19 protein-coding genes are annotated in these 21,506 nt (G+C 62.3%); 8 read left to right on the top strand and 11 right to left on the bottom strand.

The features are described from left to right. Positions 1 to 44: 44 nt before the first annotated feature. The 8 genes from bioD to U0004_RS00955 form a co-directional block, all read right to left on the bottom strand. Complete coding sequence (gene bioD, locus U0004_RS00990; RefSeq protein ID WP_034782791.1) at positions 45 to 836, bottom strand: dethiobiotin synthase; 792 nt, start codon at positions 834 to 836, stop codon at positions 45 to 47. Further along, complete coding sequence (gene bioF, locus U0004_RS00985; protein WP_070257907.1) at positions 826 to 2,022, bottom strand: 8-amino-7-oxononanoate synthase; 1,197 nt, start codon at positions 2,020 to 2,022, stop codon at positions 826 to 828. Before bioF ends, bioD begins: the two co-directional genes overlap by 11 nt. Before the next feature lies 1 nt (position 2,023). Beyond that, on the bottom strand, positions 2,024 to 3,352 hold the full coding sequence (bioA, locus tag U0004_RS00980; RefSeq protein ID WP_070257908.1) for an adenosylmethionine--8-amino-7-oxononanoate transaminase: 1,329 nt from the start codon (positions 3,350 to 3,352) through the stop codon (positions 2,024 to 2,026). 19 nt (positions 3,353 to 3,371) lie between these two features. Next, the gene (locus tag U0004_RS00975; protein WP_070257909.1) at positions 3,372 to 4,160 is read right to left on the bottom strand and encodes an enoyl-CoA hydratase/isomerase family protein; all 789 of its coding nucleotides are present in this window, start codon (positions 4,158 to 4,160) and stop codon (positions 3,372 to 3,374) included. A 21-nt stretch (positions 4,161 to 4,181) separates the two neighbouring features. Continuing rightward, positions 4,182 to 5,804, bottom strand: a complete 1,623-nt coding sequence (locus U0004_RS00970; protein ID WP_070257910.1) for a carboxyl transferase domain-containing protein — start codon at positions 5,802 to 5,804, stop codon at positions 4,182 to 4,184. A gap of 40 nt (positions 5,805 to 5,844) precedes the next feature. Further along, positions 5,845 to 6,300, bottom strand: coding sequence for a YchJ family protein (locus U0004_RS00965; protein WP_070257911.1), 456 nt, complete (start codon positions 6,298 to 6,300; stop codon positions 5,845 to 5,847). A gap of 92 nt (positions 6,301 to 6,392) precedes the next feature. Next, positions 6,393 to 7,679, bottom strand: coding sequence for a D-amino acid dehydrogenase (locus tag U0004_RS00960; RefSeq protein ID WP_071653707.1), 1,287 nt, complete (start codon positions 7,677 to 7,679; stop codon positions 6,393 to 6,395). Between the two features lie 81 nt (positions 7,680 to 7,760). Continuing rightward, the gene (locus U0004_RS00955) at positions 7,761 to 9,086 is read right to left on the bottom strand and encodes a serine hydrolase domain-containing protein (protein ID WP_081345743.1); all 1,326 of its coding nucleotides are present in this window, start codon (positions 9,084 to 9,086) and stop codon (positions 7,761 to 7,763) included. A 238-nt stretch (positions 9,087 to 9,324) separates the two neighbouring features. On the opposite strand from U0004_RS00955, the gene U0004_RS00950 reads away from it, so the two are divergent. Further along, a complete protein-coding gene (locus U0004_RS00950; protein WP_034782800.1) occupies positions 9,325 to 10,065 on the top strand; it encodes a GntR family transcriptional regulator in 741 nt (246 codons plus the stop codon). Between the two features lie 2 nt (positions 10,066 to 10,067). Here U0004_RS00950 and U0004_RS00945 read toward each other — a convergent pair whose 3' ends face one another. Both U0004_RS00945 and U0004_RS00940 read right to left on the bottom strand, forming a co-directional pair. Continuing rightward, positions 10,068 to 11,195 (bottom strand): nuclear transport factor 2 family protein, encoded by a 1,128-nt coding sequence (locus U0004_RS00945; RefSeq protein ID WP_070257913.1) that lies wholly within the window; start codon positions 11,193 to 11,195, stop codon positions 10,068 to 10,070. Positions 11,196 to 11,337: 142 nt separating this feature from the next. Further along, the gene (locus U0004_RS00940) at positions 11,338 to 12,396 is read right to left on the bottom strand and encodes a helix-turn-helix transcriptional regulator (RefSeq protein WP_070257914.1); all 1,059 of its coding nucleotides are present in this window, start codon (positions 12,394 to 12,396) and stop codon (positions 11,338 to 11,340) included. Positions 12,397 to 12,587: 191 nt separating this feature from the next. Between U0004_RS00940 and U0004_RS00935 the strand changes: the two genes are divergently transcribed. The 7 genes from U0004_RS00935 (at position 12,588) to U0004_RS00905 (ending at position 20,051) form a co-directional block, all read left to right on the top strand. Beyond that, positions 12,588 to 13,469: an N-acetylmuramic acid 6-phosphate etherase gene (locus tag U0004_RS00935; protein WP_070257915.1), complete on the top strand. Its 882-nt coding sequence runs from the start codon at positions 12,588 to 12,590 to the stop codon at positions 13,467 to 13,469. Between the two features lie 45 nt (positions 13,470 to 13,514). Continuing rightward, entirely contained in the window at positions 13,515 to 14,825 is a 1,311-nt protein-coding gene (locus U0004_RS00930; RefSeq protein ID WP_070257916.1) for an MFS transporter, read from the top strand. A 91-nt stretch (positions 14,826 to 14,916) separates the two neighbouring features. Continuing rightward, positions 14,917 to 16,578, top strand: a complete 1,662-nt coding sequence (locus tag U0004_RS00925; protein WP_034782804.1) for a glycoside hydrolase family 10 protein — start codon at positions 14,917 to 14,919, stop codon at positions 16,576 to 16,578. Positions 16,579 to 16,672: 94 nt separating this feature from the next. Then, a complete protein-coding gene (locus U0004_RS00920) occupies positions 16,673 to 17,620 on the top strand; it encodes an N-acetylglucosamine kinase (RefSeq protein ID WP_070257917.1) in 948 nt (315 codons plus the stop codon). Positions 17,621 to 17,650: 30 nt separating this feature from the next. After that, a complete protein-coding gene (locus tag U0004_RS00915) occupies positions 17,651 to 18,451 on the top strand; it encodes an N-acetylmuramoyl-L-alanine amidase (protein ID WP_034752412.1) in 801 nt (266 codons plus the stop codon). A gap of 83 nt (positions 18,452 to 18,534) precedes the next feature. Next, a complete protein-coding gene (locus tag U0004_RS00910; RefSeq protein WP_034782805.1) occupies positions 18,535 to 19,437 on the top strand; it encodes a LysR family transcriptional regulator in 903 nt (300 codons plus the stop codon). Further along, positions 19,437 to 20,051, top strand: coding sequence for a M15 family metallopeptidase (locus tag U0004_RS00905; RefSeq protein ID WP_034782807.1), 615 nt, complete (start codon positions 19,437 to 19,439; stop codon positions 20,049 to 20,051). The genes U0004_RS00910 and U0004_RS00905 overlap by 1 nt, the downstream gene beginning before the upstream one ends. Here the strand turns inward: U0004_RS00905 and U0004_RS00900 are convergent, their stop codons facing one another. Further along, on the bottom strand, positions 20,052 to 21,431 hold the full coding sequence (locus U0004_RS00900; RefSeq protein WP_070257918.1) for a sodium-dependent transporter: 1,380 nt from the start codon (positions 21,429 to 21,431) through the stop codon (positions 20,052 to 20,054). It lies immediately after the preceding gene. Positions 21,432 to 21,506: the final 75 nt, after the last annotated feature.

The raw sequence follows: 21,506 nt of genomic DNA, 5'->3' as shown, positions 1-21,506 counted from the left end.
TTCTATTTTTGAGTACGTTCAGTTGTTTGGCTTAATTGTTTGGTCTAGTTCTGCGACTGCTGCGCCGGCCAGTTCGGCAAGCCGCTGAAATCGAGATACGCCGCCGCCGCTTCCGCGCTCGGTTGCGCCAGGCGCGGCACCTTGCCCAGCAGCGGCGCGGGGATGCGCTCGATTAGCGCATCGATATTTTCGTCGAGGAAGCGCATTTCCACTTCCAGGGTGTTGGCGACCCAGCCGATGACCGTCAAGCCGCGCGCCTCGACGGCTTCCAGCGTCAGCAAGGCCTGGCTGATGCAGCCCAGGCGCATGCCGACCACGAGGATCACGGGTAGATCGAGCTGCTGCGCCAGGTCGGCCGAATCAAAGCCGGGAGACAGCGGCACGCGGAATCCGCCCACGCCTTCGACCACGACCGCGTCCGAGGCGGCGGCGATTTCCAGGTAGGCGGCCAGAATCGGCACCGATTCGATGCTGACGCCTTCGAGCGCGGCGGCGATGTGCGGCGCGGCCGGCTCCTTCAGCATGTAGGGCGTCGTCAGGCTGCGCAGCATGGTGACGTTGCCGGCGGCGATCAGGCTGTCGGCGTCTTCATTATGCAGTTCGCCGTCGCGCATTTCGGCGCCGGCGGCGACAGGCTTCATGCCGCAGGCGCGCACGCCGCGCGCCACCAGCGCGTGCAGCAGGGCCGACGACGTCAATGTCTTGCCGATTTCCGTGTCGGTGCCGGTGACGAAACAGGCAAAGCGCGATGGCAGGCCGGTGGCGGCCGGAGCCGGCTGCACGGCCGGCGCCAGGTCCGCCAGCACTTCCGCCACGATAGGATCATCAAGGCTCATGGCGATTCCTTTCCAGGGTGTTGACTGCGTTGATCAATTGCGCCACTTCCTGCGCCGTGTGGCCGGCCGACAGGGTCACGCGCAGGCGCGCCGTCCCCGCTGGCACGGTGGGCGGGCGGATGGCACCGACCCACAGGCCCTGCTGGTACAGGGTGGCGGCGATGTCCAGCATGTCCGCATTCTCGCCAATGATGACGGGCTGGATGGCGGTCACGGATGGCAAGGCTTGCCAGCGCTGCAGCTGCAAGCCGTCGTTCCATTGCGCCACCAGCGCCGCCAGGTGCATCCGGCGTTGTTTTCCTTCTTCACCGGCGATGATGTCGAGGCTGGCCAGCAGCGCATGCGCGAGCGCCGGCGCTGCCGCCGTGGTGAAGATGTACGGGCGGGCCTTCTGGATCAGGGTGTCGATCACGGCCTCATGCGCGGCAACAAAGGCGCCGCCCACGCCGGCCGATTTGCCCAGGGTGCCCACGTACACGAGGTAGGGCGAATGCAGGTCGAAGTGTTCGAGCGCCCCGCGGCCATGGGTTCCCAGCGCGCCGAAGCCGTGCGCGTCGTCGACCACCAGCCAGGCGCCATGTTGTTCGCACAGGGCCAGCAACGCGGGCAGCGGCGCCAGGTCGCCATCCATGCTGAAGACGCTGTCGGTGACGACGATTTTCGTTTGTGCCGTGCTGGCTGCCAGCAGGGCCGCCAGGGCATCGAGGTCGGCGTGCGGATACACGCGTGTCTTCACGCGGGCCAGGCGCGTGCCATCGATCAGCGAGGCGTGGTTCAGCGCTTCCGAGAAGATTTCCGCGTCCGGGTCGCCCGCCGACAGGGCCGTGAGCACGGCCAGATTCGCCATGTAGCCGGTGCAGAAATACAGCGCGCGCGCCTGTTCCAGGTTGGCGCCGACAAATGTGGCCAGCCGTTCTTCCAGCTGCGCGTGGGCGCGGCTATGGCCGCTGATCAAATGCGAAGCGCCGCTGCCGGCGCCATACAGGTCGGCGCCCTCTTTCAGCGCGGCGACGATGCGCGGATGCGACGCCAGGCCCAGGTAGTCATTGCTGCAAAAGGCCAGCATGGCGCGCCCGTCCACCGTCAGGCGCGGCGCGCACGGCGTGTCGACGGTACGGCGGCGGCGGATCAGGCTGCGCTCTTCCAGTCCTTGCAGCTGCTGTTGTAATCGCGCGATCAGTTCCATCTCAGGCCCCGATCACATGATTGAAGACGGCCAGCGTCTGCTGGCCCAGGCCCGCGATTTCCTCGTCGTCGAGGATGTACGGCGGCATCAGATAGACGGTGGAGCCGATGGGGCGCATCAGCAGTTCGTGTTCCAGCGCCGTGCTGAAGAAGCGGCGCGAAAAGTCGGGTGCCGCATCGACGGCGTCAAACGCCCAGATCATGCCCTGTTGTCTGAAGTTTTTTACCTTGTTATGCTGCGCCAGCGGCGCCAGCGCTTGCGTGATCTTGTCGGCGCGCACGCGGTTGGTGGCCAGCACGTCGTCTTCCTCGAAGATGGAAAGCGTCGCCAGCGCCGCGCGGCAGGCCAGCGGATTGCCCGTGTACGAGTGCGAATGCAAAAAGCCGCGGCGCACATCGGTGCTGTAGAAGGCCTGGTAGATGTCTTCGCGCGTCATCACCAGGGACAGGGGCAGATAGCCGCCGCTGATGCCTTTCGACAGGCAGACGAAATCGGGCCAGATGCCGGCCTGCTCGCACGCGAAGAAGGTGCCCGTGCGGCCGCAGCCGACGGCGATTTCATCGAGGATCAAATGGACTTGATAACGGTCGCACAGGGCGCGCACCAGCGACAGGTACAGCGGGTCGTGCATGGCCATGCCGGTGGCGCACTGCACCAGCGGCTCGATGATGATGGCGGCGATCTTGTCCGCTTTTTGCTGGAAAAGCTGTTCGACTTCGGCGGCGGCTCGGCGCGCCACGTCCTGGGCGGACTCGCCCTCGGCCGCCTGGCGGAAGTCGGGCGACATCACCGTCTGCGTGGCGCGCAGCAAGGGGCCGTAGGCATCCTTGAACAGGGCGACGTCGGTGACGGCCAACGCGCCGATGGTTTCGCCGTGGTAGCTGCCTTTCAGGCAGACGAATTCCTGCTTTTCACTCTTGCCGCTGTTGCGCCAGGCGTGAAAACTCATTTTCAGGGCGATTTCCACGGCCGATGCGCCATCGGACGCGTAAAAGCTGTGGCCAAGCACGCCGCCCGTCAAGGCGGAGAGCTTCTCCGATAGTTCGATCACCGGTTCATGCGTGAAACCGGCCAGCATCGCGTGTTCCAGGCGGTCCAGCTGGTCCTTGAGTTCCGCATTGATGCGCGGATTCGCGTGGCCGAACAGGTTCACCCACCAGGAGCTGATGGCGTCCAGGTAGCGTCGGCCTTCGTGGTCATACAGCCAGGCGCCGCGGCCATGGCTGACGGGGATGAGCGGTACAGTCTCGTGGTGCTGCATTTGCGTGCACGGATGCCACACGCTGCGCAGACTGCGTTCGACCCAGCCCGATTGTTTTTCTGCTTTCAAAACTGCTCCAATGATATTGCTAGCCCATGAGCCAACTCGGCTTGCGCTTGTCGAGGAAGGACTGCACGCCTTCGCGTCCCTGCTCCGAGGCGCGGATCTGCGCGATGCGCTCGGCCGTGTCGGCCAGCAGCGCATCGTCGACCGGCTGGCCAACGATCTCGCGCACCAGCGTTTTTGCTTGCGCCACCGCGTGCGGGCTGTTGCCCGTCAGCGCTTTGAGCACCTCGGCCGTTTTCGCGTCCAGCGCGTCGCCAGCGACTACCTCGTGGGCAAAGCCGATGCGCAGCGCCTCTTGCGCGGAGAATCGCTCGGCGGTCAGGAAATAGCGGCGTGCCGCGTTTTCGCCCATGGCCTTGATGACATACGGTGAAATAGTGGCGGGAATCAGTCCCAGCCGCACTTCGCTCAGGCAGAAATGCACGTCTTCCGCAACCAGAATGATATCGCATGCGGCGACGAGGCCCATGCCGCCCGCATAGCAGTCGCCCTGGACCTTCGCCACGACGGGTTTGGGACACAGGTAAATCGTGCGCAGCATCTGCGCCAGCTGCAGCGCGTCGGCCTGGTTTTCGGCATGCGTGTAGCCTGCCATCTTCTTCATCCAGTTCAAGTCCGCACCGGCGCAAAAGGCCGCGCCATTCGCCGCCAGCACGATGGCGCGCACCATGTCGCTGCGTCCCAGGCCTTCGAAGGCGCGCGCCAGTTCGGCGATCGTCGTCTCGTTGAAGGCATTGCGCACGTCGGGGCGGTTCAGGGTCACGGTGGCGACATTGCCCTCGATGACCAGCTTTAAGGTGTCAAATTCCATTCTCTTCTCCCTGAATGCCGCTTACATGCGGAATACGCCGAACTTCGTGTCCGGGATTTCCGCGTTCAAGGCGGCCGACAGGCCCAGGCCCAGCACCATGCGGGTATCGGCCGGGTCGATCACGCCATCGTCCCACAGGCGCGCGGTGGCGTAGTACGGGTGGCCCTGGTGTTCGTATTGCTCCTTGATCGGCTGCTTGAAGGCCGCTTCCTCGTCCGCGCTCCACTCGCCGCCCTTGCCTTCGATGCCGTCGCGCTTGACGGTCGCCAGCACGGAGGCGGCCTGGTCGCCGCCCATGACGGAAATGCGGGCATTCGGCCACATCCACATGAAACGGGGGGAAAATGCGCGGCCGCACATGCCGTAGTTGCCGGCGCCGAAGCTGCCGCCGATGATCACCGTGAATTTCGGCACGGCAGCCGTGGCGACGGCCGTGACCATCTTGGCGCCATTGCGGGCGATGCCCTCGTTTTCGTATTTGCGGCCCACCATGAAGCCCGTGATGTTTTGCAGGAAGACGAGCGGGATCTTGCGCTGGCAGCACAATTCGATGAAATGCGTGCCTTTCAGGGCCGATTCGGAGAACAAGATGCCGTTATTGGCGATGATGCCGACTTTCACCCCATAGATATGCGCGAAGCCGCAGATCAGGGTGGTGCCGTAGCGGGCCTTGAATTCGTCGAAATCGCTGCCGTCGACGATGCGCGCGATCACTTCGCGCACGTCGAAGGGCTTGCGCGTATCGACGGGGATCACGCCATACAGTTCCTGCGTCGGATATTTCGGTTCGACGGACTCGCGCATCGCCATCTGTTGCGGCTTGGTGCGGTTCAGGTTCGAGACGATGGTGCGCGCCAGCGACAGTGCATGCAGATCGTTCTGCGCCAGGTGGTCGACCACGCCGGACAAACGCGTGTGCACGTCGCCGCCGCCCAGGTCTTCGGCCGTCACCACTTCGCCGGTGGCCGCTTTCACCAGCGGCGGGCCGCCGAGGAAAATCGTGCCCTGCTCCTTGACGATGATCGACTCATCGCTCATGGCCGGCACGTACGCGCCGCCGGCCGTGCAAGAGCCCATCACGACGGCGATCTGCGGGATGCCCTTGGCCGACAGGTTCGCCTGGTTGTAGAAGATACGGCCGAAATGGTCGCGGTCGGGGAAGACGTCGTCCTGGTTCGGCAGGTTGGCGCCGCCCGAATCGACCAGGTAGATGCAGGGCAGGTTGTTCTGGTCGGCGATTTCCTGGGCGCGCAAGTGCTTTTTCACCGTCATCGGGTAATACGTGCCGCCCTTGACGGTGGCGTCGTTACACACGATGACGCATTCCTGGCCCGAGACCCTGCCGATGCCGGTGATGATGCCGGCGGAAGGCGCCGCATCGACGCCCTTGGCGTCCTGGTACATGGCATAGGCCGCCATCTGGGAAAACTCGAGGAAGGGCGTGCCGGGATCGAGCAGCATCTGCACGCGGTCGCGCGGCAGCAGCTTTCCGCGCGCCAGGTGCTTGGCGGCAGCCGCTTCGCCGCCGCCGGCAGCGATTTTCTCGACCTTGTCGCGCAAATCGTCGACGATGGCTTGCATGGCCGCGGCATTGGCCTTGAAATCTTCACTACGCGGATTGAGTTTGCTTTCGATGTGCGGCATTGCGGTTCCTTTTTATTATCGCCCGGTCTCTCGGGTCGCGCTATTCGGGAAAACTGCCGTCGAGATAAAACCAGCGCAGGGCGCCACTGCCCTCACCCTCGCCCGCTTCGCGCACGAAGCGGCTCACTTCATGCAGGCGGTGCGCGCGGCCGTTGACCTTGTAGCGGGCCACGAATTCCACGCTGTCGCGGTGTATCTCTTCGGCTTGATCTGCTGATACTGCTTTACGTTGACGTAAACGTAAAGCAGATTTTACCTCAAGTCCCAGCCAGTGGACTTTTTCTTCTTCGGCAAATAAAGCGTCGGTGGGACGGGTGCTGGCGTGCCAGGTGGCAAGCAGATAGGGCTCGTCGCGCAGGGTGAACGCCGTGTAGCGCGATCGCATCAGGGCTTCGGCCGTGGGCGGCAAGGCGTCGCCCGCGATATACGGGCCGCAGCAGCCGGCGTAGGAGGCGCCGCCACAGGGGCAGGCGGCAGATGTCGAGAGTGTGGGCATGCGCTGGCAATCAGGAACAGAAAAGAGGGAACTGAAAAGTTCCGCAATTATCCGCCATATCGGCAGCGGCGCGTGCGCCGCGCCTTGCCTGGCTACTTTGTGGGGCTGAGGAAGTCCAGCGCGAACGGCGGCGCCTTGCCTGCCATGAGGTCGGCCAGGATGCGCGCCGTGCCGGCGGCAAAGGTAAAGCCCAGCGGACCGTGGCCCACGTTGAGCCACAGATTGCCGACTTTGCTGGCGCCCACCAGCGGCGCGCTGTTCGGCGTAGCGGGGCGCAAACCGGCCCAGGCCGTGGCCTGGTCGTAGTCGGCGCCCTGCGGCATGGCTTCGCGCGCCAGCCGCGTCAGGCCCGCGATGCGGCCCCAGTCGATGCTGTTGTCGGCGCCCACCATGTCGACCATGGCGGCCACGCGCAGGTCGCCACCGATGCGCGCATACAGTACCTTGCGTTCGAAATCCGTGATGCTGATTTCGGGCGCCCGGTCGCGCGCGCGGATGGGCGCCGTCAGGCTGTAGCCCTTCAGCGGGTACAGGGGCAGGTAGATGCCCGCCGTGGCGGCCAGGTCGCGGCTCTGGATGCCGGCCGCCAGCACATAGTGATCCGCTTGCAGCAAGCCCAGGCTCGTATCGACGCCCGTGATCCTGCCCTTGTGCGTGACGAGGCGGCGCGCCTCGCCTTTTAATAAGAGCGAACAATTCGGGTGCTGCAGCAGGCGCGCTTCCAGCGCCAGGCAAAAGGCGTGGCAATCGGCCACCGCCTCGCCTTGCGTAAAAATACCGCCCGCCATGGCGCCCTGCAAGGCGGCCAGCGCCGGTTCGCGCTGCACGGCTTCAGACGGCGACAGGACGATGCGCGCCTCTTCCGACTCGGGCCGCGCCACGGCCCGCTGAAAGATGGCGGGTGAACGGTAGACGATGAGTTTGCCCGCATCGCGCCAGGCATACGCTTCGGGCGGCACGGTCAGCTCCAGCTGCGCCATGCCGGCGCGGCTCCATTCTCCCAGTTGCAGCAGCTTGGCCGTCGTGCGGGCATTGCTGGCGCTGTTGCAATTACGCAAGAAACTGGCCATCCAGCGCCATTGGCGCCAGTCCGCTTCGGGACGGAAGCGCAGCGGACCGTCTTTCTGCAGCAGCCACTGCAAGGCTTTGAAGGGTACGCCCGCGTCCGCCAGGGGCGCTACATAGCGATAGCTGAGCTGGCCGCCATTGCGGTAGCTGGCGGCGATCGCCACTTGTTCATTGCGTTCCAGTACAGTGACCCTGTAGCCGGCCTCGGCCAGCCACCAGGCCGATGTCAGACCGACGATGCCGCCGCCGATGATGATGACTTGTTGCTGCATGTTGCCTCGCTGCGTTGCGCTCCCATGGTGCGGAAGCATTCGGGAAGAGCTTAGAGGCTGGCCGTCGGCGCAGCCAATGAAACATCATGGTGCAGCCATAACTTTCAGGAATGCACCATTTCAATGCAAGGATGGATTGTTGTCAATCGCACCACGGTATAGCGCGGTGAGTATCAATTCCTCGTTGCGCCCCATGGCGGAATACGTGCCAGGATAGTGTTCGGGATCGCTGCCCGTGCCGCCCACCAGCATCACCATGCCGTTCCTGTTCTTGAAATCGAGCACGAAGGCAGAGACCAGGCCATACGCGTCGCCCAAGTGGCCCACGGCCGTGAAGCTGGCACCCTCGACCAGGCGGTTGCCCTGCCCTGCCACCGCATCGAATTGCTGGTTGCCCAGGCCCCAGGCGTGGTACAGGCCCCGTTCGCTGTCGCCATTGCGTCCGTCCGGCGCCAGCTGCCATTGGCGGCCAAACATCAGCGCGATGCTGGCCGGCTGCAATAGTTGTTTTCCCTGATAGCGCCCGCCGTCGAGCAGCATCTGCATCACCGTGCCCAAGCCCGCAGCAGAGATGCGCAAGCCGCCCGTGGGGCTGAAGACGGTGGCATTGCTGCCGATCACATACCGTTCGAGGCCGGCTGGCGCGGCCGGTGGGCGTTGGTAAAAATCATCGGCTTGCGCGATCCAGGGGCCGTGTGGCTGCCAGATCTCCGTGTCGAGCGTGCGCTTGCGGTACAGGGTAGCCGTGTTTGCCACATCCTCCGTCGGGAAGGCGGCCGGATTGTAGCCGCCGCGCACATCGAGGGGATCGAGCAGCAGGCGCCGCATCAGCAAGTCGAAGCGCTCGCCCGTGACTTTTTCCATCACGGTGCCGATCACGCCCCAGTTCAGGTTGGCATACGTGAAATGGCGGCCCGGCGCCGCGGCCGCATCCCACATCGTATCGGTGCCGGCCGTAAATACGTCGCGCAAGCTGCGTTCGGGCCCCCAGGCATAGCCGCCCGCATCGCGCAGCGAGGAAGTGTGGCTGAGCAGGCTGCGCAAGGTCAACGGTTGCTGGGGGAAATGCGGGTTGCGCAGGGAGAAACCCAGATAGATGCCCACGTCCTGGTCCAGGCTCAGCTTGCCCTGCTCGACCAGCCGCATCAGGCCCAGGGTAGTCATCATCTTCGAGACGGAAGCGATGCGGAACAGGGTGGCTGGCGTCACGGGCAAGTTCTCTGTCGGCGTGGCGTCGATACGCCGGTAGCCAAATTGTTGTTGATACGACACCTTGCCGTGGCGGATGGCCAGCACGGACAGGCTGGCCAGCGGGTGGGCCGCATCATCGACGATGGCGGCCAACGTGGCATCGAGCGCGCGCTGCTGATCCTTGCCGCTACCGGGCGGGGCGGCCAGCGCCGTCCACGTCGTACCCAGCAGCAACAAGCCCAGTAAACCCGTCATTTTATTGTGCATGTTCCCTGTTTCGCGGTGTGGTGGAGGCGCCACCAGCATAGGGCGCGATGGTTTACTGCGCTAATGAAAATTGCTTATTTATCTATAATGCAAAGCTATACGTACGGTAAAACATTGTTTTTTTAAGTGTATAACCGTTATTTATGGTCATTTTCCATTTATTCATGGGTGGACGGGCTACGCGCAGGCGCCATCGCTATTACACTAGGAGGACAAGGAGAACTGTATGAGCCAGACCAGCGTAGAACTCAAGGTCGATTTAAATGACAATTCGCCTTTATATATGCAGATCGCCCGCAAGCTGAGCGATGACGTACGCAACGGCCGCTACCAGGTAGACCAGGCCCTGCCATCCGAACGTACCCTGTCCGAACTGCTCGACGTATCGCGCGTGACTGCCCGCAAGGCCATCGACCAGCTCGTCGAGCAAGGCCTCGTCGTGCGCCGCCGCGGTTCGGGCAACTATATTGCCCCGCGCATCGAGCAGCCACTGTCGAACCTGTCGAGCTTTTCCGAGCAGCTGCAGCAGCGCGGCTACCGCCCCGGCTCGCGCTGGCTCAAGCGCGAAGTCGTCATCGCCAGCAGCGATGAACAGCTGAGCCTGGGCCTGGCGCAGAACACGAAAGTGGCGCGCCTGGAGCGCCTGCGCCTGGCCGATGACGTCGTGATGGCATATGAAGTGAGCGTCTTGCCGTTCAGCGTGGTGCCGGAGCCTGAGGCGATGGGTGACTCGCTGTATGAATACTTGAGCAGCATCAAGAAGGCCCCCGTGCGCGCCTTGCAGCACATCCGCGCCATGAATGCGACGGACGTGCTTGCCAAGCAATTGGGCATCCCCGATGGCCAGGCCGTGCTGTTCATTACGCGCATCGCTTACCTGGAGTCGGGCGAAGCGGTGGAACTCACGCATTCGTATTGCCGCAGCGATCATTACGATTTTGTGGCGGAAATGCGCCGCGCTCCGTAGATTTACTGCTCGATCAGGCGGATCATGGATTCCGCCACGCCGACGGACGCTTCCCAGCTCATGCCGGTCACCAGTCGGCCATCGACCTCGACGTGGCTCTTGCCGTTGGCGCCGTGCCTGAATATGCCGCCATGGCGCTTGATGCTCGCTTCTGCCGAAAAAGGATAGGCCTTGTAGACCGGCGATTCCTTGTTGAGAAACGCATCGGGGAACGAGGTGAGCACCTTGCCCTGGATCAGGAAAGTACCGTCACGCAGCTTCAGGTTCTTGATGCCCTCGGTGCCATGGCAGATGGCCGCGATCACCCCACCCTGTTGTTCGTAGATACGCAAGGCGATGTCCTGCAGCGGCTTGTTGTCCGGGATGCCGACGATGGCCGCGCCGCCGCCGACGAAAGCCATGCCCGCATACTCGTCCGCCCTGACCTCGGAGACGGGCTTGGTATGGGCCAGTGCCCACATGAAATCACTGTCGTACAGGTGTTTCTTGAGCAGCTCGTCCGACGTGACGATCATTTCCAGAGGAATGGCGCCCCCCTCGGGACTGACGAAGTCGACGGCGTACCCCGCTTTGCGAAAGACATCATAGGTATACGCGATCTCCGGAAAATTATTGCCAGCGTTAACCTTTGTGCCTGGATATTGATGCACATTCGACACCACCAGCAGCACCTTGCGTGCGTGGCGCGGGGCTGCTGGCTCGCGATGGGCCGACTTGCTGACGATTTTCCAGTTGCCGGCGATCTTTTTCAACAGAAAGACATCCACATAGCGGACCCCTTGTTCAGGAATGTGGATCTCGGCCTTGGCGGTGGCCACCTTGCCGCTCACATCCACCTTGATCAGCCGCCCGTGGCGCCCGTTGAATTGCCCTGTTTTCTCCTGGGAAAAGAGTTTGGCGTATTCCGGACCGCTCAACTCCCATTCCGCATCGTTTTTGCCGTCCAGGTAAAGGCGGGAACTTGCATGGAAGGCCTGGTTGATCTCGCTTTGTACGTTAAAGCTGGTGCCATGCATATACAAGCGCACGGTTTCACGGATGGCATTTTCGTCCTGGTCTGCGGCGGTGCCGACGGCGGTGATGCTCAGGAAGCAACAGGCGAGTATCGTTCGCAATAAAAACTGAATCATGGATGTACCCTGCATATAGAACTGCGTTTATCGGAGCAACGACTATTTCAGATCGCTGGTGCTCGATAATTTATCGAAGTGCAGGGGAATGGATGTCGCCAAACACGATTTCAGACTCCGAAATGGCGATTCCGGAGTGCTTTCATGCGGAAATGGCCCTGGCCGCCGGGCTGGATTGAGCCCGGAAGCTGGCGGGCGTCTGTCCAGCCACTTTCTTGAAGGTCGAGTAGAAGGTGGAACTGGAATTGAACCCGCAGCGCTCGGCGACGGTATCCATGTTCCATTGCGGCTCGTCGGTCAATACCTGTTTCGCTTCGGCGATACGGTATTCGTTGACGTAGGTCGTGAAGCTCTTGCCCAGCTTGTCATTCAGTACCTGCGACACCTGCGCCTGCGTGCATCCCGCCCGCTTGGCGAGTTGGGCCAGGGTCAGATTCGGATTCAGATAGGATTTCTGTCCGCTCATCTGTTGTTCCAGCGCGGCAAGCACGGCCAGCGTATCTTCGTGCGCCAGGCGGTTATTCTGGTACTTCTGCTTGGGCTCGGATGGTGTCAAGCCTTCCTTTCTCAGCAGAAAGACCATCACCGCCACATGCAGCGAGAAGGTGAATGACAAGGCGCCAACGATATAGGACGTGAACGGCGTGCTCGCGTACGCCGCCAGCATGACGCAGCTGCCTGCAAAGACGCTCAGCAGGAGCACGCTGCTGGTCGCCATCCGCTGTCCCTCGTTCCACCATGCGCGGCGGCTTTGCCACAGCAGCCTGGCGGTTGCCAGCAGGTAGCATAGCCAGAACACATGAATGGCATGGCTCGACTGGTTCCATACAGAACGATACGCGGAATACGGAAAGGCAACGCCAATGCCGATCAGCAGGAAGGACAAGCCCAGGTGCCAACGCCATTGTTGTCCAGCAGGCAATTGCGCGAGCCCGGCCAAGAAAGAGCGCACATAGAGATAGGTCAAGGGACCGATCAGCAGGCAAGCCGACAGGCCCAACTGGCGGAATTCGATTGCGATCGCCGGGTTGAAGTAGAGGAAAGCGGACTTGGCGGTGCGCACCCCGACGGCAAGCAGCAATGCCCCCAGCATGCAGTCGGCCAGGCAGCGGGGCCGGCGGCTGAAAAAATAGACGGCCAGGAAAATGCCGTTGATGGCGCCAAGGGCGCTAAACAGGAACAGCAATTGGCGAGCGATCATGGGGCGTGTCGTGGATGTTGGCGTCGAACCCAAGTATAGACACAAACGGGAGCGTATCGAAGTACAAGTAAGGACATCATCACGTTCCTGCGCCAGCCATAAACTCCCGTTATGCCCGCCCGCCATCCTTTCATGGTTGATCCCGCTCGTTGGTATTAAACTGGTTTCACGGTCAACCATGTTCTGAAATCATGTTGAAAACTGAAACTCCGAGCCGGCGGCATCCGGATCTGGACCTGTATCCGGTGGAGCAACTGGTGGCGGCGCTGGTCGATGACCAGTTCTGGGCCGTCGAGGCCGTGCGGCTGGCGTCGCCCGACATCGCTGCGGCCATCACGGCCGCCCTGCCCCGCATCGCTGCCGGCGGCCGCCTGCTGTACGTGGGCGCGGGCACGTCGGGCCGCCTGGGCGTACTCGACAGTGTCGAACTCAATCCCACGTTTTCGTGGCCGCCCGAGCGGGCCGTCGCCATCCTGGCCGGCGGTGCGGGCGCCATGTTCACGGCTGTCGAAGGGGCGGAAGATGATTTACAGCAAGGCGAGGCGGACTTGCTGTCCCTGCAGCCGCAAGACAATGACGTGGTGATCCTGCTGGCCGCCTCCGGCGCCACGCCGTATGTGCTGGGCGCCCTGCTGGCCGCGCGCAAGGCGGGCGCTTTGACGATAGGCATCGCCAACAATGTGGATGCGCCCGTGGCGCACGAGGCGCAATGCGGCATCGTGCTCGACACGGGCACGGAAGTCATTTCCGGCAGCACCCGCCTGAAAGCGGGCACGGCGCAAAAAATCACCCTGAACACGATTTCCAGCGCGCTGATGGTCGGTTTGCATAAAACTTACGGAAACTTGATGGTAGACTTGAAGCCGACCAACGCCAAGCTGATCTGGCGGGCGGTGCGTCTCACCATGCACGCCACCGGCGCCAGCGAAGTGCAGGCCAGGACCGTGCTGGAGCAATGCCACTATCACGTCAAGGTGGCGATTGTTGCCTTGATCAAAAAAATCAACACAAACCAGGCACAGGCATTGTTGGCCGGCGCGGACGGCAGTGTGCGGGCGGCACTGGCGGCGTGATCCGATGGCGCGGCATTCTTCTGTCTGGGAGACAACGAAGGATGTATGGAGCTAGTGAAACAAACCGTCCCGGCGCGCGCAAATAAGCCGTCAAATAAGCCGTGGCTGTGGATCCCTTCCCTGTATTTTGGCCAGGGCATCCCCTATGTAGTGGTCATGACACTCTCCGTGATCATGTACAAGAACTACGGTTTTTCCAATACGGATATCGCGCTGTATACGAGCTGGCTGTACTTGCCGTGGGTCATCAAGCCCCTGTGGTCGCCCTTTATCGACATGTACCGCACCAAGCGCTTCTGGATCGTCGGCTTGCAGCTGGTGATCGGCGCCGCGCTGGCGCTGGTGGCCCTGACGACGTCGCTGCCGCACTTTTTCCAGATCAGTCTGGCCATCTTCTGGCTGATGGCCTTCAGTTCCGCCACGCATGATATTGCCGCCGACGGTTTTTATATGCTGGGCCTGGAAGAACACCAGCAGGCGGCCTTTGTCGGCGTGCGCAGCACGTTTTACCGCCTGGCGATGATCGCCGGCCAGGGCGGCCTCGTGTATCTGGCTGGCTATCTGACGCATGCGACGGGCAATGTGCAGCTGGCCTGGTCCGTCGTGTTTGCCATTTTATCTGGCCTGTTCATCGCCCTCTTCCTGTACCACTATTTTGTCTTGCCGAAACCGCAGGATGACCGCCCCAGCATCCAGGGCGCCGGTATTTCTCCTCTGCAAGAGTTTGTCGCCACCTTTGCCTCCTTTTTCAAGAAGAAGGATATTCTCGTCATCCTGGGCTTCTTGCTGCTGTTCCGCCTCGGCGAAGCGCAACTGCTCAAATTGGCCGCGCCCTTCCTGCTCGACCCCGTTGCCAAGGGCGGCCTGGGCCTCAGCACGGAACAGGTAGGCCTCGTCTACGGCACCATCGGCGTCATCGCCCTGACCTTGGGCGGCTTGCTGGGAGGATTCATCATTTCCCGCTTCGGCTTGAAACGTTGCCTGTGGATTATGGTGCTGTCCGTCCACTTGCCCGACCTGGTGTTTGTCTATCTGGCCACCGCTTTGCCCAGCAGCATCTATGTGATTGCCAGTGGCATCGCCCTGGAGCAATTTGGCTATGGCTTCGGTTTCGCTTCGTATATGTTGTACATGATCATGGTGTCCGATGGCGCCCATAAAACGGCCCATTACGCCATCTGCACGGGCTTCATGGCCCTGGGCATGATGCTGCCGGGCATGGCCAGCGGCTGGATCCAGCAAATGCTCGGTTACCAGCATTTCTTCATCTGGGTTTGCATCGCTACCATTCCCGCTTTCATCATGGCCGCGCTGGTCAAGATCGATCCCGAATTCGGCAAGAAGGCCGAAGCCTGATTCTTTTGAACCGTGCGCCCGCATGGATGGCGGGCGCACAGTAAAATGCCCGCACCGATAGACCTGCGCTTCACCACTGCAAGGAATTGTTTTGTTGTCTACTTTCAAAAAACGCCTGGGCGCCAGCGCCGGCGTACTGGCCGCGCTGGCCGCCGCCACATTGCTCAGCAGTTGTACCAGTACCAGGCTGCCCTCCGCAGTGACGCCAGGCGAAGCGGGTTTGCCGGCCGTGCCGCCCGTGCAGCACATCACGGGCGAAGTGCCGCCGCCGGCGCCGCGCGAGTTCCGCGCCGCCTGGGTCTCGACGGTCGCCAATATCGACTGGCCCAGCCGCAGCAATTTGCCGGTCGCCAAGCAGCAAGCGGAAGCGCTGGCCATTCTCGACCGCGCCAAGTCCTTGAATTTGAACGCGATTGTGCTGCAGGTGCGGCCCAGCGCCGACACGATTTACCCATCGCAACTGGAGCCTTGGTCCGAATACCTGACCGGCAAGCAAGGCCAGCCGCCGTTGCCGATGTATGACCCGCTGGCCTTCTGGGTGGCGCAGGCGCATGCGCGCGGCCTGGAATTGCACGCCTGGTTTAACCCCTACCGTGCCCGTCACGCGACGGCCAAGTCGCCGCTGGCACGCGACAGTTTCGCTTCCACCAACCCGGCGTCCGTCAAGCAATACGGCCGCTACCTGTGGATGGACCCGGGCGATGCCGCCGCCTCCAGGCACACGACGGACGTGGTGCTGGACGTGGTGCGCCGCTACGATATCGACGGCGTGCATATCGACGATTACTTTTATCCGTATCCGATCGATGCGCCTGGCGCCGGTGCGGGCGCCGAGACGGCCGCGCTGGATGCGGGCAATGGCGGCGCCAAGCGTGAACTGCCGTTCCCCGATGAGCCTTCCTGGCAGCAATATTTGCTGGCCGGTGGCCAGCTGGACCGCCCTTCCTGGCGCCGCCAGAATGTCAACCAGCTGATCGAAGCCTTATATACAGGCATCCACCGCGAAAAGAGCTGGGTGCGCTTCGGCATCAGCCCGTTCGGCATCGGCCGTCCCGACCGCCGCCCGGCCGGCATCGTCGGCTTCAGCCAGTACGATAAATTGTATGCGGATGCGGAACTGTGGCTGGCCAAGGGCTGGCTCGATTACCTGTCGCCGCAGTTGTATTGGCCCGTGGCGCAGGCGCCGCAAGCGTTTGGCGTGCTGCTCGACTACTGGTTGGCGCAAAATCCGTATGGCCGCCACGTGTGGCCCGGTTTATACACGAGCCGCATCGACAATTCCGCCAAGTCCTTCACGCCGCAAGAGATCATCAAGCAGATCGAAGTGACGCGCACGCGCCCCGGCGCGAATGGACAAGTGCATTTCAGCATGGTGCCCCTGATGCAGAACCGCAAGGGTGTCAGCGAGCAACTCAAGGCGACCGTATATCAAAGCCCTGCCCTGATTCCCGCTACGCCATGGCTGGGCAAGGAAGCACCGGGTACGCCCGTGCTGGCCTTGCGCCGCGATTCCACCAGCCTGAACATCAAATTGACGGCGGGCGGCGGCAAAGCCGTGGCGCAGTACGCGGTCTGGGCCCGCTACGGCGAAGACTGGCGCTTTACCGTGGTCACGGGCGTGCAAGGCGAGCTGACCCTGGTCGACGATGCCATTGGTAAAGTCAATGCGGTAGTGGTCAGCGCCGTGGACCGCCTCGGCAATGAAAGCCCCCGCGTTACCGTGCGCGCACCGTTTACGGCCCCCGCCAAGTAGTTGTTGACCGTTCACCGCTAGTCCATAACCTGCAGGCATGAAACATGCGCAAGCTTTCATGCCTGCAAGCTCAGCTTGGCTTTACACTCATGCCATGATTTCCTTCCCTGTAACCAATATTGACACTGCCGTGCTGGGGCTGGGCATCGACGCGGGCGGCACGCAGACGCGCTGGGCCCTGGCCAACGGGGACGGCGTCATCGTGGCCGATGGGGCTGTGGAAGGCTTGTCTGCCTTGCAAATGAGCAGCGCAGCGGGCCGCGCGGCCGTGCACGCCGCATTTTCCAGACTGTGCCAGGCCGTGCTGGCCGTTGGCCAACCGCGCGCCGTGGTGGCGGGCTTGACGGGCTTTGGCGGCGACGATGTGGCGCTGGCCCACATGCTGGCGACCCTGCTGGCGCTGGACGTCGGCGACGTGCGCTTGGGCAACGATATCGATATCGCTTATCGCGACAGTTTTGAACCCGGCGAAGGTTATCTGGTCTACGCTGGCACGGGCTCGATTGCCGCCTGGATCGATGCGGATGGCGTATTTCATCGCGCAGGCGGGCGCGGCGTGCTGCTTGACGATGGCGGTGGCGGTTACTGGATCGCGCGCGAAGCCTTGCGCTACATCTGGCGCCGCGAAGACGAGGCGCCTGGCAGTTGGCAAGACTCGCCCATGGCCGAAGCCGTGTTTTCGCAACTGGGCGGCAGCGACTGGTCGCTGTCGCGCGCCTTCATGTATGGCCAGGACCGGGGCGCCATCGGCCGGCTGGCGCTGGCCGTGGCCGCCAGTGCGGAAAGCGACCCGCTGGCGCTGGACATCTTGCAGCGCGCGGGACAGGAACTGGCGCGTCTGGCGCTGGCCTTGACGACGCGCTACGGTCCCCGTCCTGTGGTGCTGGCGGGCCGCGCAGCGCAATTGCACCCGGCCATCGCGGTTGCCATGCGCGCCGCTTTGCCGGTATCGTTGATGATGGAGCAAAAAGTTGCCCGTTCGCATGAGGCTGCGGCCAAGGTGGCAGCCCGGGCAGCCAGTCAGCGTACTGGCAAGAACTGAACATTTTACCAACCCGAACACGGATCTTTCATGAAAAAAATCGCCCTCGCCCTGCTGGTGGCCCTGCTCTCCGCCTGTACCACGCCCGCGCCGCACCTCGACCACAGCTTGAACGCGCGCAGCCAGAGCCCGCGCGTGAAATTCATCGTCATCCATTACACCGTCAGCGACCTGCCCCGCTCGATCAAGATCCTGACGGAACAAGTGGTCAGCAGCCATTATTTGCTGACGGACACCGACAAGCCGAAGTTTTACGTGCTGGTCGACGAATCGCGCCAGGCCAATCATGCGGGTGTGAGTAACTGGAAGACTTATACACAGCTGAATGTCAGCTCAATCGGTATCGAGATCGTCAACCCGGGCTACAAGGACACGCCGGAAGGCCGCCTCTGGTATCCATTCCCCCAGGCACAGATCGATGAGTTGATTCCACTGCTGAAAGATATCCAGGCCCGCTACAACATCGCGCCGGAAAATATCCTTGGCCATAACGAGATCGCCCCACAGCGCAAGCAGGATCCGGGACCGCTGTTTCCTTGGCGCCAGCTGGCCGATGCAGGCCTGATCGTCTGGCCTGACGCGAACAGAGTGGCTGCGCAGCGCCTCATTTTTGAGCAGCAAGTGCCGGACGCCGTCTGGTTCCAGAAAAAGCTGGCCCAGCACGGCTATGCGACGCCGAACACGGGCGTCTTCGATGAAGCGACGCGCAATGTGCTGATCGCTTTCCAGATGAAATACCGCAACACCTTGTTCGATGGCACGCCCGATGGCGAAACGGCGGCCCTGCTGGAAGTGCTGACGACGCCGGCCCCAGCTGTTGTTGCAAAGTAGCATAGCCGTTCCAGCCCATGACTTTTTCTTATATGCTGAACGTTGAAGGCCCAGGTGGCCACGGCAAGGTAAAGGAATAGCTCATGCGGCTGCGTCATATCGAAGTGTTTCACGCCATCATGCAAGTTGGCACCATCAGCGGTGCGGCCCAGGTGCTGCATATTTCGCAGCCGGCCGTGACCAAGGTCTTGCAGCATTGCGAATTGCAACTGGGCATGCCGCTGTTCGAGCGCGTACGGGGCAAGTTGTATCCGAAGCCCGAGGCACACCGCTTGTTTGTCGAGACGGAAAAGCTCAACCGCGATTTATTGGGCATCCGCCGCCTGGCAGCCAGCCTGAAGGGTCATGCGGTGGAAACCATCCGCCTGGTCTCCACGCCGACGATCGCCATCAGCGTCTTGCCGTTTGCCATGACGGAGTGGCGGCGCGACTTCCCCCACACGCGTTGTCAGTTGGCTACCCACCACACGGGCGAGATCGTCAATACCTTGCGCCTCGGTGAAGCGGACTTGGCCGTGTCGCTGCAAGACCCGCGTCATCCGGGCATCGTGGCTGAACCCATCGCGCAGGGCGTCATGACGGTGATTGCGCCGGCCGGCACCTGGCATGCGGCCGATTGCGGCACGCCGTTGACGGCGCATGGCCTGAACGGCGAGCTGATCGGCCATGCGGACAACGATCCACTGGGCGAACTGGTGGTCGCCGCCTGCGAGGCGCAGGATATCCACCCCGTCTTTTCTACCGTGGTGCAGACCTATCAAATCGCCCGTTCCCTGGTGGAAGCGGGCGCTGGCATGGCCGTGGTCGATCCTTTTACGGCCGCGTCCGGCTCGCCCGAGCGCCTGCAGCGCCGTCCTTGGGCGCCCACCATCCCCATCCAACTGTATTTATTGACGGCGAGCCACTCGCCGCTGTCGCATGGCGCGCGGCGCCTGGCCGACAGCATCGGCGTGGCGGCACGCAACTGCCTGGAAAGAGGAGTCTGATGTCTGTTGCAAGTTTGCAATTGGAAGCGGTCGGCAGCGATCCGCAATTTCGCCACCTGAGCAGCATCGCCGGCATCGCCGTCGACTTGCGCTATGCCACGCCCGACAATTTCGTCGGCCGCGACTTATACAGCCCTATCGATTGCGCCTGGCTGCACCGCGATGCGGCGGCCGCCCTGGAAAAAGCCGTGGCCTGGCTGGCCGTGAAGCGTCCCGATCATCATTTATTGGTGCTCGACGCCTTGCGCCCGCAGCGGGTGCAGCAGCAACTGTGGGATGCGCTGCAGGGCACGGAGTTGCTGGGCTATATCGCCGAACCGTCGCGTGGCTCGATCCACTCGTTCGGCATGGCGCTCGACATCACCATCGTCGGCCCGGATGGGCAGGAACTGGACATGGGAACTGGCTTTGACGATTTAAGTGAGCGCTCGCACCCGGCGCTGGAGCTGGTTTTGCTGGAAAAGGGGGAAATTACCGAGGAACACGTGGCGCACCGCCGATTGTTGCGCGACGCCATGTTCCAGGCAGGCTTCTTCGGCATCAACAGCGAATGGTGGCATTTCGATTGCGGCGACCGGGTGCTGGTGCGCCAGACCTACACCCGGGTTCTCTGATTAGAAGACCTGTAAACCCTTCAGCATCACGATCAGGATCAGCACGGGCGAGACAAAGCGCAGCAGGAACAGCAGCACATGCGCCAGGGTTTTATTTTGCAGCTGGCCATGGTTGCCGATCGCATCAATGAAATGGTCCTTGCCCCAGGCCCAGCCTGTAAACAAAGCAATCGCGATGCCACCCACGGGCAGGAAGATATTCGACGAGACGAAGTCGAACAGATCAAACATATTCAAGTTAAACAGCTTGAAGTCTGCCAGGCTGCTGTTACTGAGGGCGCATACGGAACCGAGCGCGGCCAGCAGCAGCATGGTCACGATGGTGGCCCTGGTGCGCGTCCAGCCGAAACGTTCATGGAAAATCACGACGGGCACTTCCATCAGCGACAGCATCGCCCCCGTGGCGGCCACGGCAGCCAGGATGAAGAACACCACCATCAGAGCTTGTCCCATCGGTATTTGAGAAAACACGGCGGGGATCGTGATGAACACCAGCGACGGCCCCGCGCTGGGGGCGAAGCCAAAGGTGAACACGGCGGGGAAGATGGCGATGCCGGCCAGCATCGATACGCCGAGGTCGGCCGCCATCACGCGTAAAGTCGTGACGGGAATATTCTGGTCATCGCGGAAATAACTGCCGTACGTCATCATCGTACCCATGCCAACAGACAATTTGAAGAAGGCCAGGCCCATGGCCGTCAGCACGACGGAGGCCGTCAGCTTGGAAAAATCAGGACGGAACAGGAACGCCAGTCCTTCGCCCGCCTTGTCGAGCGACAGGCTGACCGCGCACAGCAGGAGCAACAGCAGGAACAGCAGCGGCATCAGTTTCTTGGCGATCGCTTCGATGCCCTTGGTCACGCCCAACATCAATATGCCGCCGATAAACAGCAGCACGCCCCATTGCCACAACAGCGATTGCAGGGGATTGCTGATCAGCGAAGCGAAGGCCGCTTCCGTCACCAGCTTGTCGCTGCTGAGGATGGAACCATCGATGGCCTTGGCGATATACGCAAACACCCAGCCCACCACCTCCGAATAGAACGCCACGATCAGGAAGGCGGCGACCATGCCGATGACGCCGACCAGCCACCAGGGCTTGCCCTTCGGCGCCAGCTGTTCCATGGTGGAGATCGGGTTGACCTTGGCGCGGCGGCCCAGGGTGATTTCCGCGATCATCACGGGCAGTCCCACTAATAAGGTGGCGAGCAGATAGATGAGCAGGAAGCCGGCGCCGCCATTGGCGCCCGTCAGGTAGGGGAACTTCCAGATGTTGCCGAGACCGACTGCGGAACCGAGGGTGGCGGCGAGCACGCCGAAGCCAGTGGTAAAGCCAGCCCGTTTCAGGGTCAGGCCTGATCCTTGAGCTTGTTGTTTCATGGTGAATCTTCTATGGTGGGACGCGAATGTGCGCTGAGGGGGCGAAATTGTAGCAGTTGGCCGCAAATACCCGGG

The sequence above is a fragment of the Janthinobacterium lividum genome (assembly GCF_034424625.1).
Lineage (GTDB): Bacteria > Pseudomonadota > Gammaproteobacteria > Burkholderiales > Burkholderiaceae_D > Janthinobacterium > Janthinobacterium lividum.
Note: the sequence above shows the minus strand (reverse complement) of the source record. Positions and strands in the feature narration are given on the sequence as shown.

Excerpts from the sequence above, each read along its gene's own strand:
- bioD (WP_034782791.1), bottom strand. The coding sequence starts at position 836 with ATGAGCCTTGATGATCCTATCGTGGCGGAAGTGCTGGCGGACCTGGCG.
- bioF (WP_070257907.1), bottom strand. The coding sequence starts at position 2,022 with ATGGAACTGATCGCGCGATTACAACAGCAGCTGCAAGGACTGGAAGAG.
- U0004_RS00975 (WP_070257909.1), bottom strand. The coding sequence starts at position 4,160 with ATGGAATTTGACACCTTAAAGCTGGTCATCGAGGGCAATGTCGCCACC.
- U0004_RS00970 (WP_070257910.1), bottom strand. The coding sequence starts at position 5,804 with ATGCCGCACATCGAAAGCAAACTCAATCCGCGTAGTGAAGATTTCAAG.
- U0004_RS00965 (WP_070257911.1), bottom strand. The coding sequence starts at position 6,300 with ATGCCCACACTCTCGACATCTGCCGCCTGCCCCTGTGGCGGCGCCTCC.
- U0004_RS00960 (WP_071653707.1), bottom strand. The coding sequence starts at position 7,679 with ATGCTTCCGCACCATGGGAGCGCAACGCAGCGAGGCAACATGCAGCAA.
- U0004_RS00955 (WP_081345743.1), bottom strand. The coding sequence starts at position 9,086 with ATGACGGGTTTACTGGGCTTGTTGCTGCTGGGTACGACGTGGACGGCG.
- U0004_RS00950 (WP_034782800.1), top strand. The coding sequence starts at position 9,325 with ATGAGCCAGACCAGCGTAGAACTCAAGGTCGATTTAAATGACAATTCG.
- U0004_RS00945 (WP_070257913.1), bottom strand. The coding sequence starts at position 11,195 with ATGATTCAGTTTTTATTGCGAACGATACTCGCCTGTTGCTTCCTGAGC.
- U0004_RS00940 (WP_070257914.1), bottom strand. The coding sequence starts at position 12,396 with ATGATCGCTCGCCAATTGCTGTTCCTGTTTAGCGCCCTTGGCGCCATC.
- U0004_RS00935 (WP_070257915.1), top strand. The coding sequence starts at position 12,588 with ATGTTGAAAACTGAAACTCCGAGCCGGCGGCATCCGGATCTGGACCTG.
- U0004_RS00930 (WP_070257916.1), top strand. The coding sequence starts at position 13,515 with ATGGAGCTAGTGAAACAAACCGTCCCGGCGCGCGCAAATAAGCCGTCA.
- U0004_RS00920 (WP_070257917.1), top strand. The coding sequence starts at position 16,673 with ATGATTTCCTTCCCTGTAACCAATATTGACACTGCCGTGCTGGGGCTG.
- U0004_RS00915 (WP_034752412.1), top strand. The coding sequence starts at position 17,651 with ATGAAAAAAATCGCCCTCGCCCTGCTGGTGGCCCTGCTCTCCGCCTGT.
- U0004_RS00910 (WP_034782805.1), top strand. The coding sequence starts at position 18,535 with ATGCGGCTGCGTCATATCGAAGTGTTTCACGCCATCATGCAAGTTGGC.
- U0004_RS00905 (WP_034782807.1), top strand. The coding sequence starts at position 19,437 with ATGTCTGTTGCAAGTTTGCAATTGGAAGCGGTCGGCAGCGATCCGCAA.
- U0004_RS00900 (WP_070257918.1), bottom strand. The coding sequence starts at position 21,431 with ATGAAACAACAAGCTCAAGGATCAGGCCTGACCCTGAAACGGGCTGGC.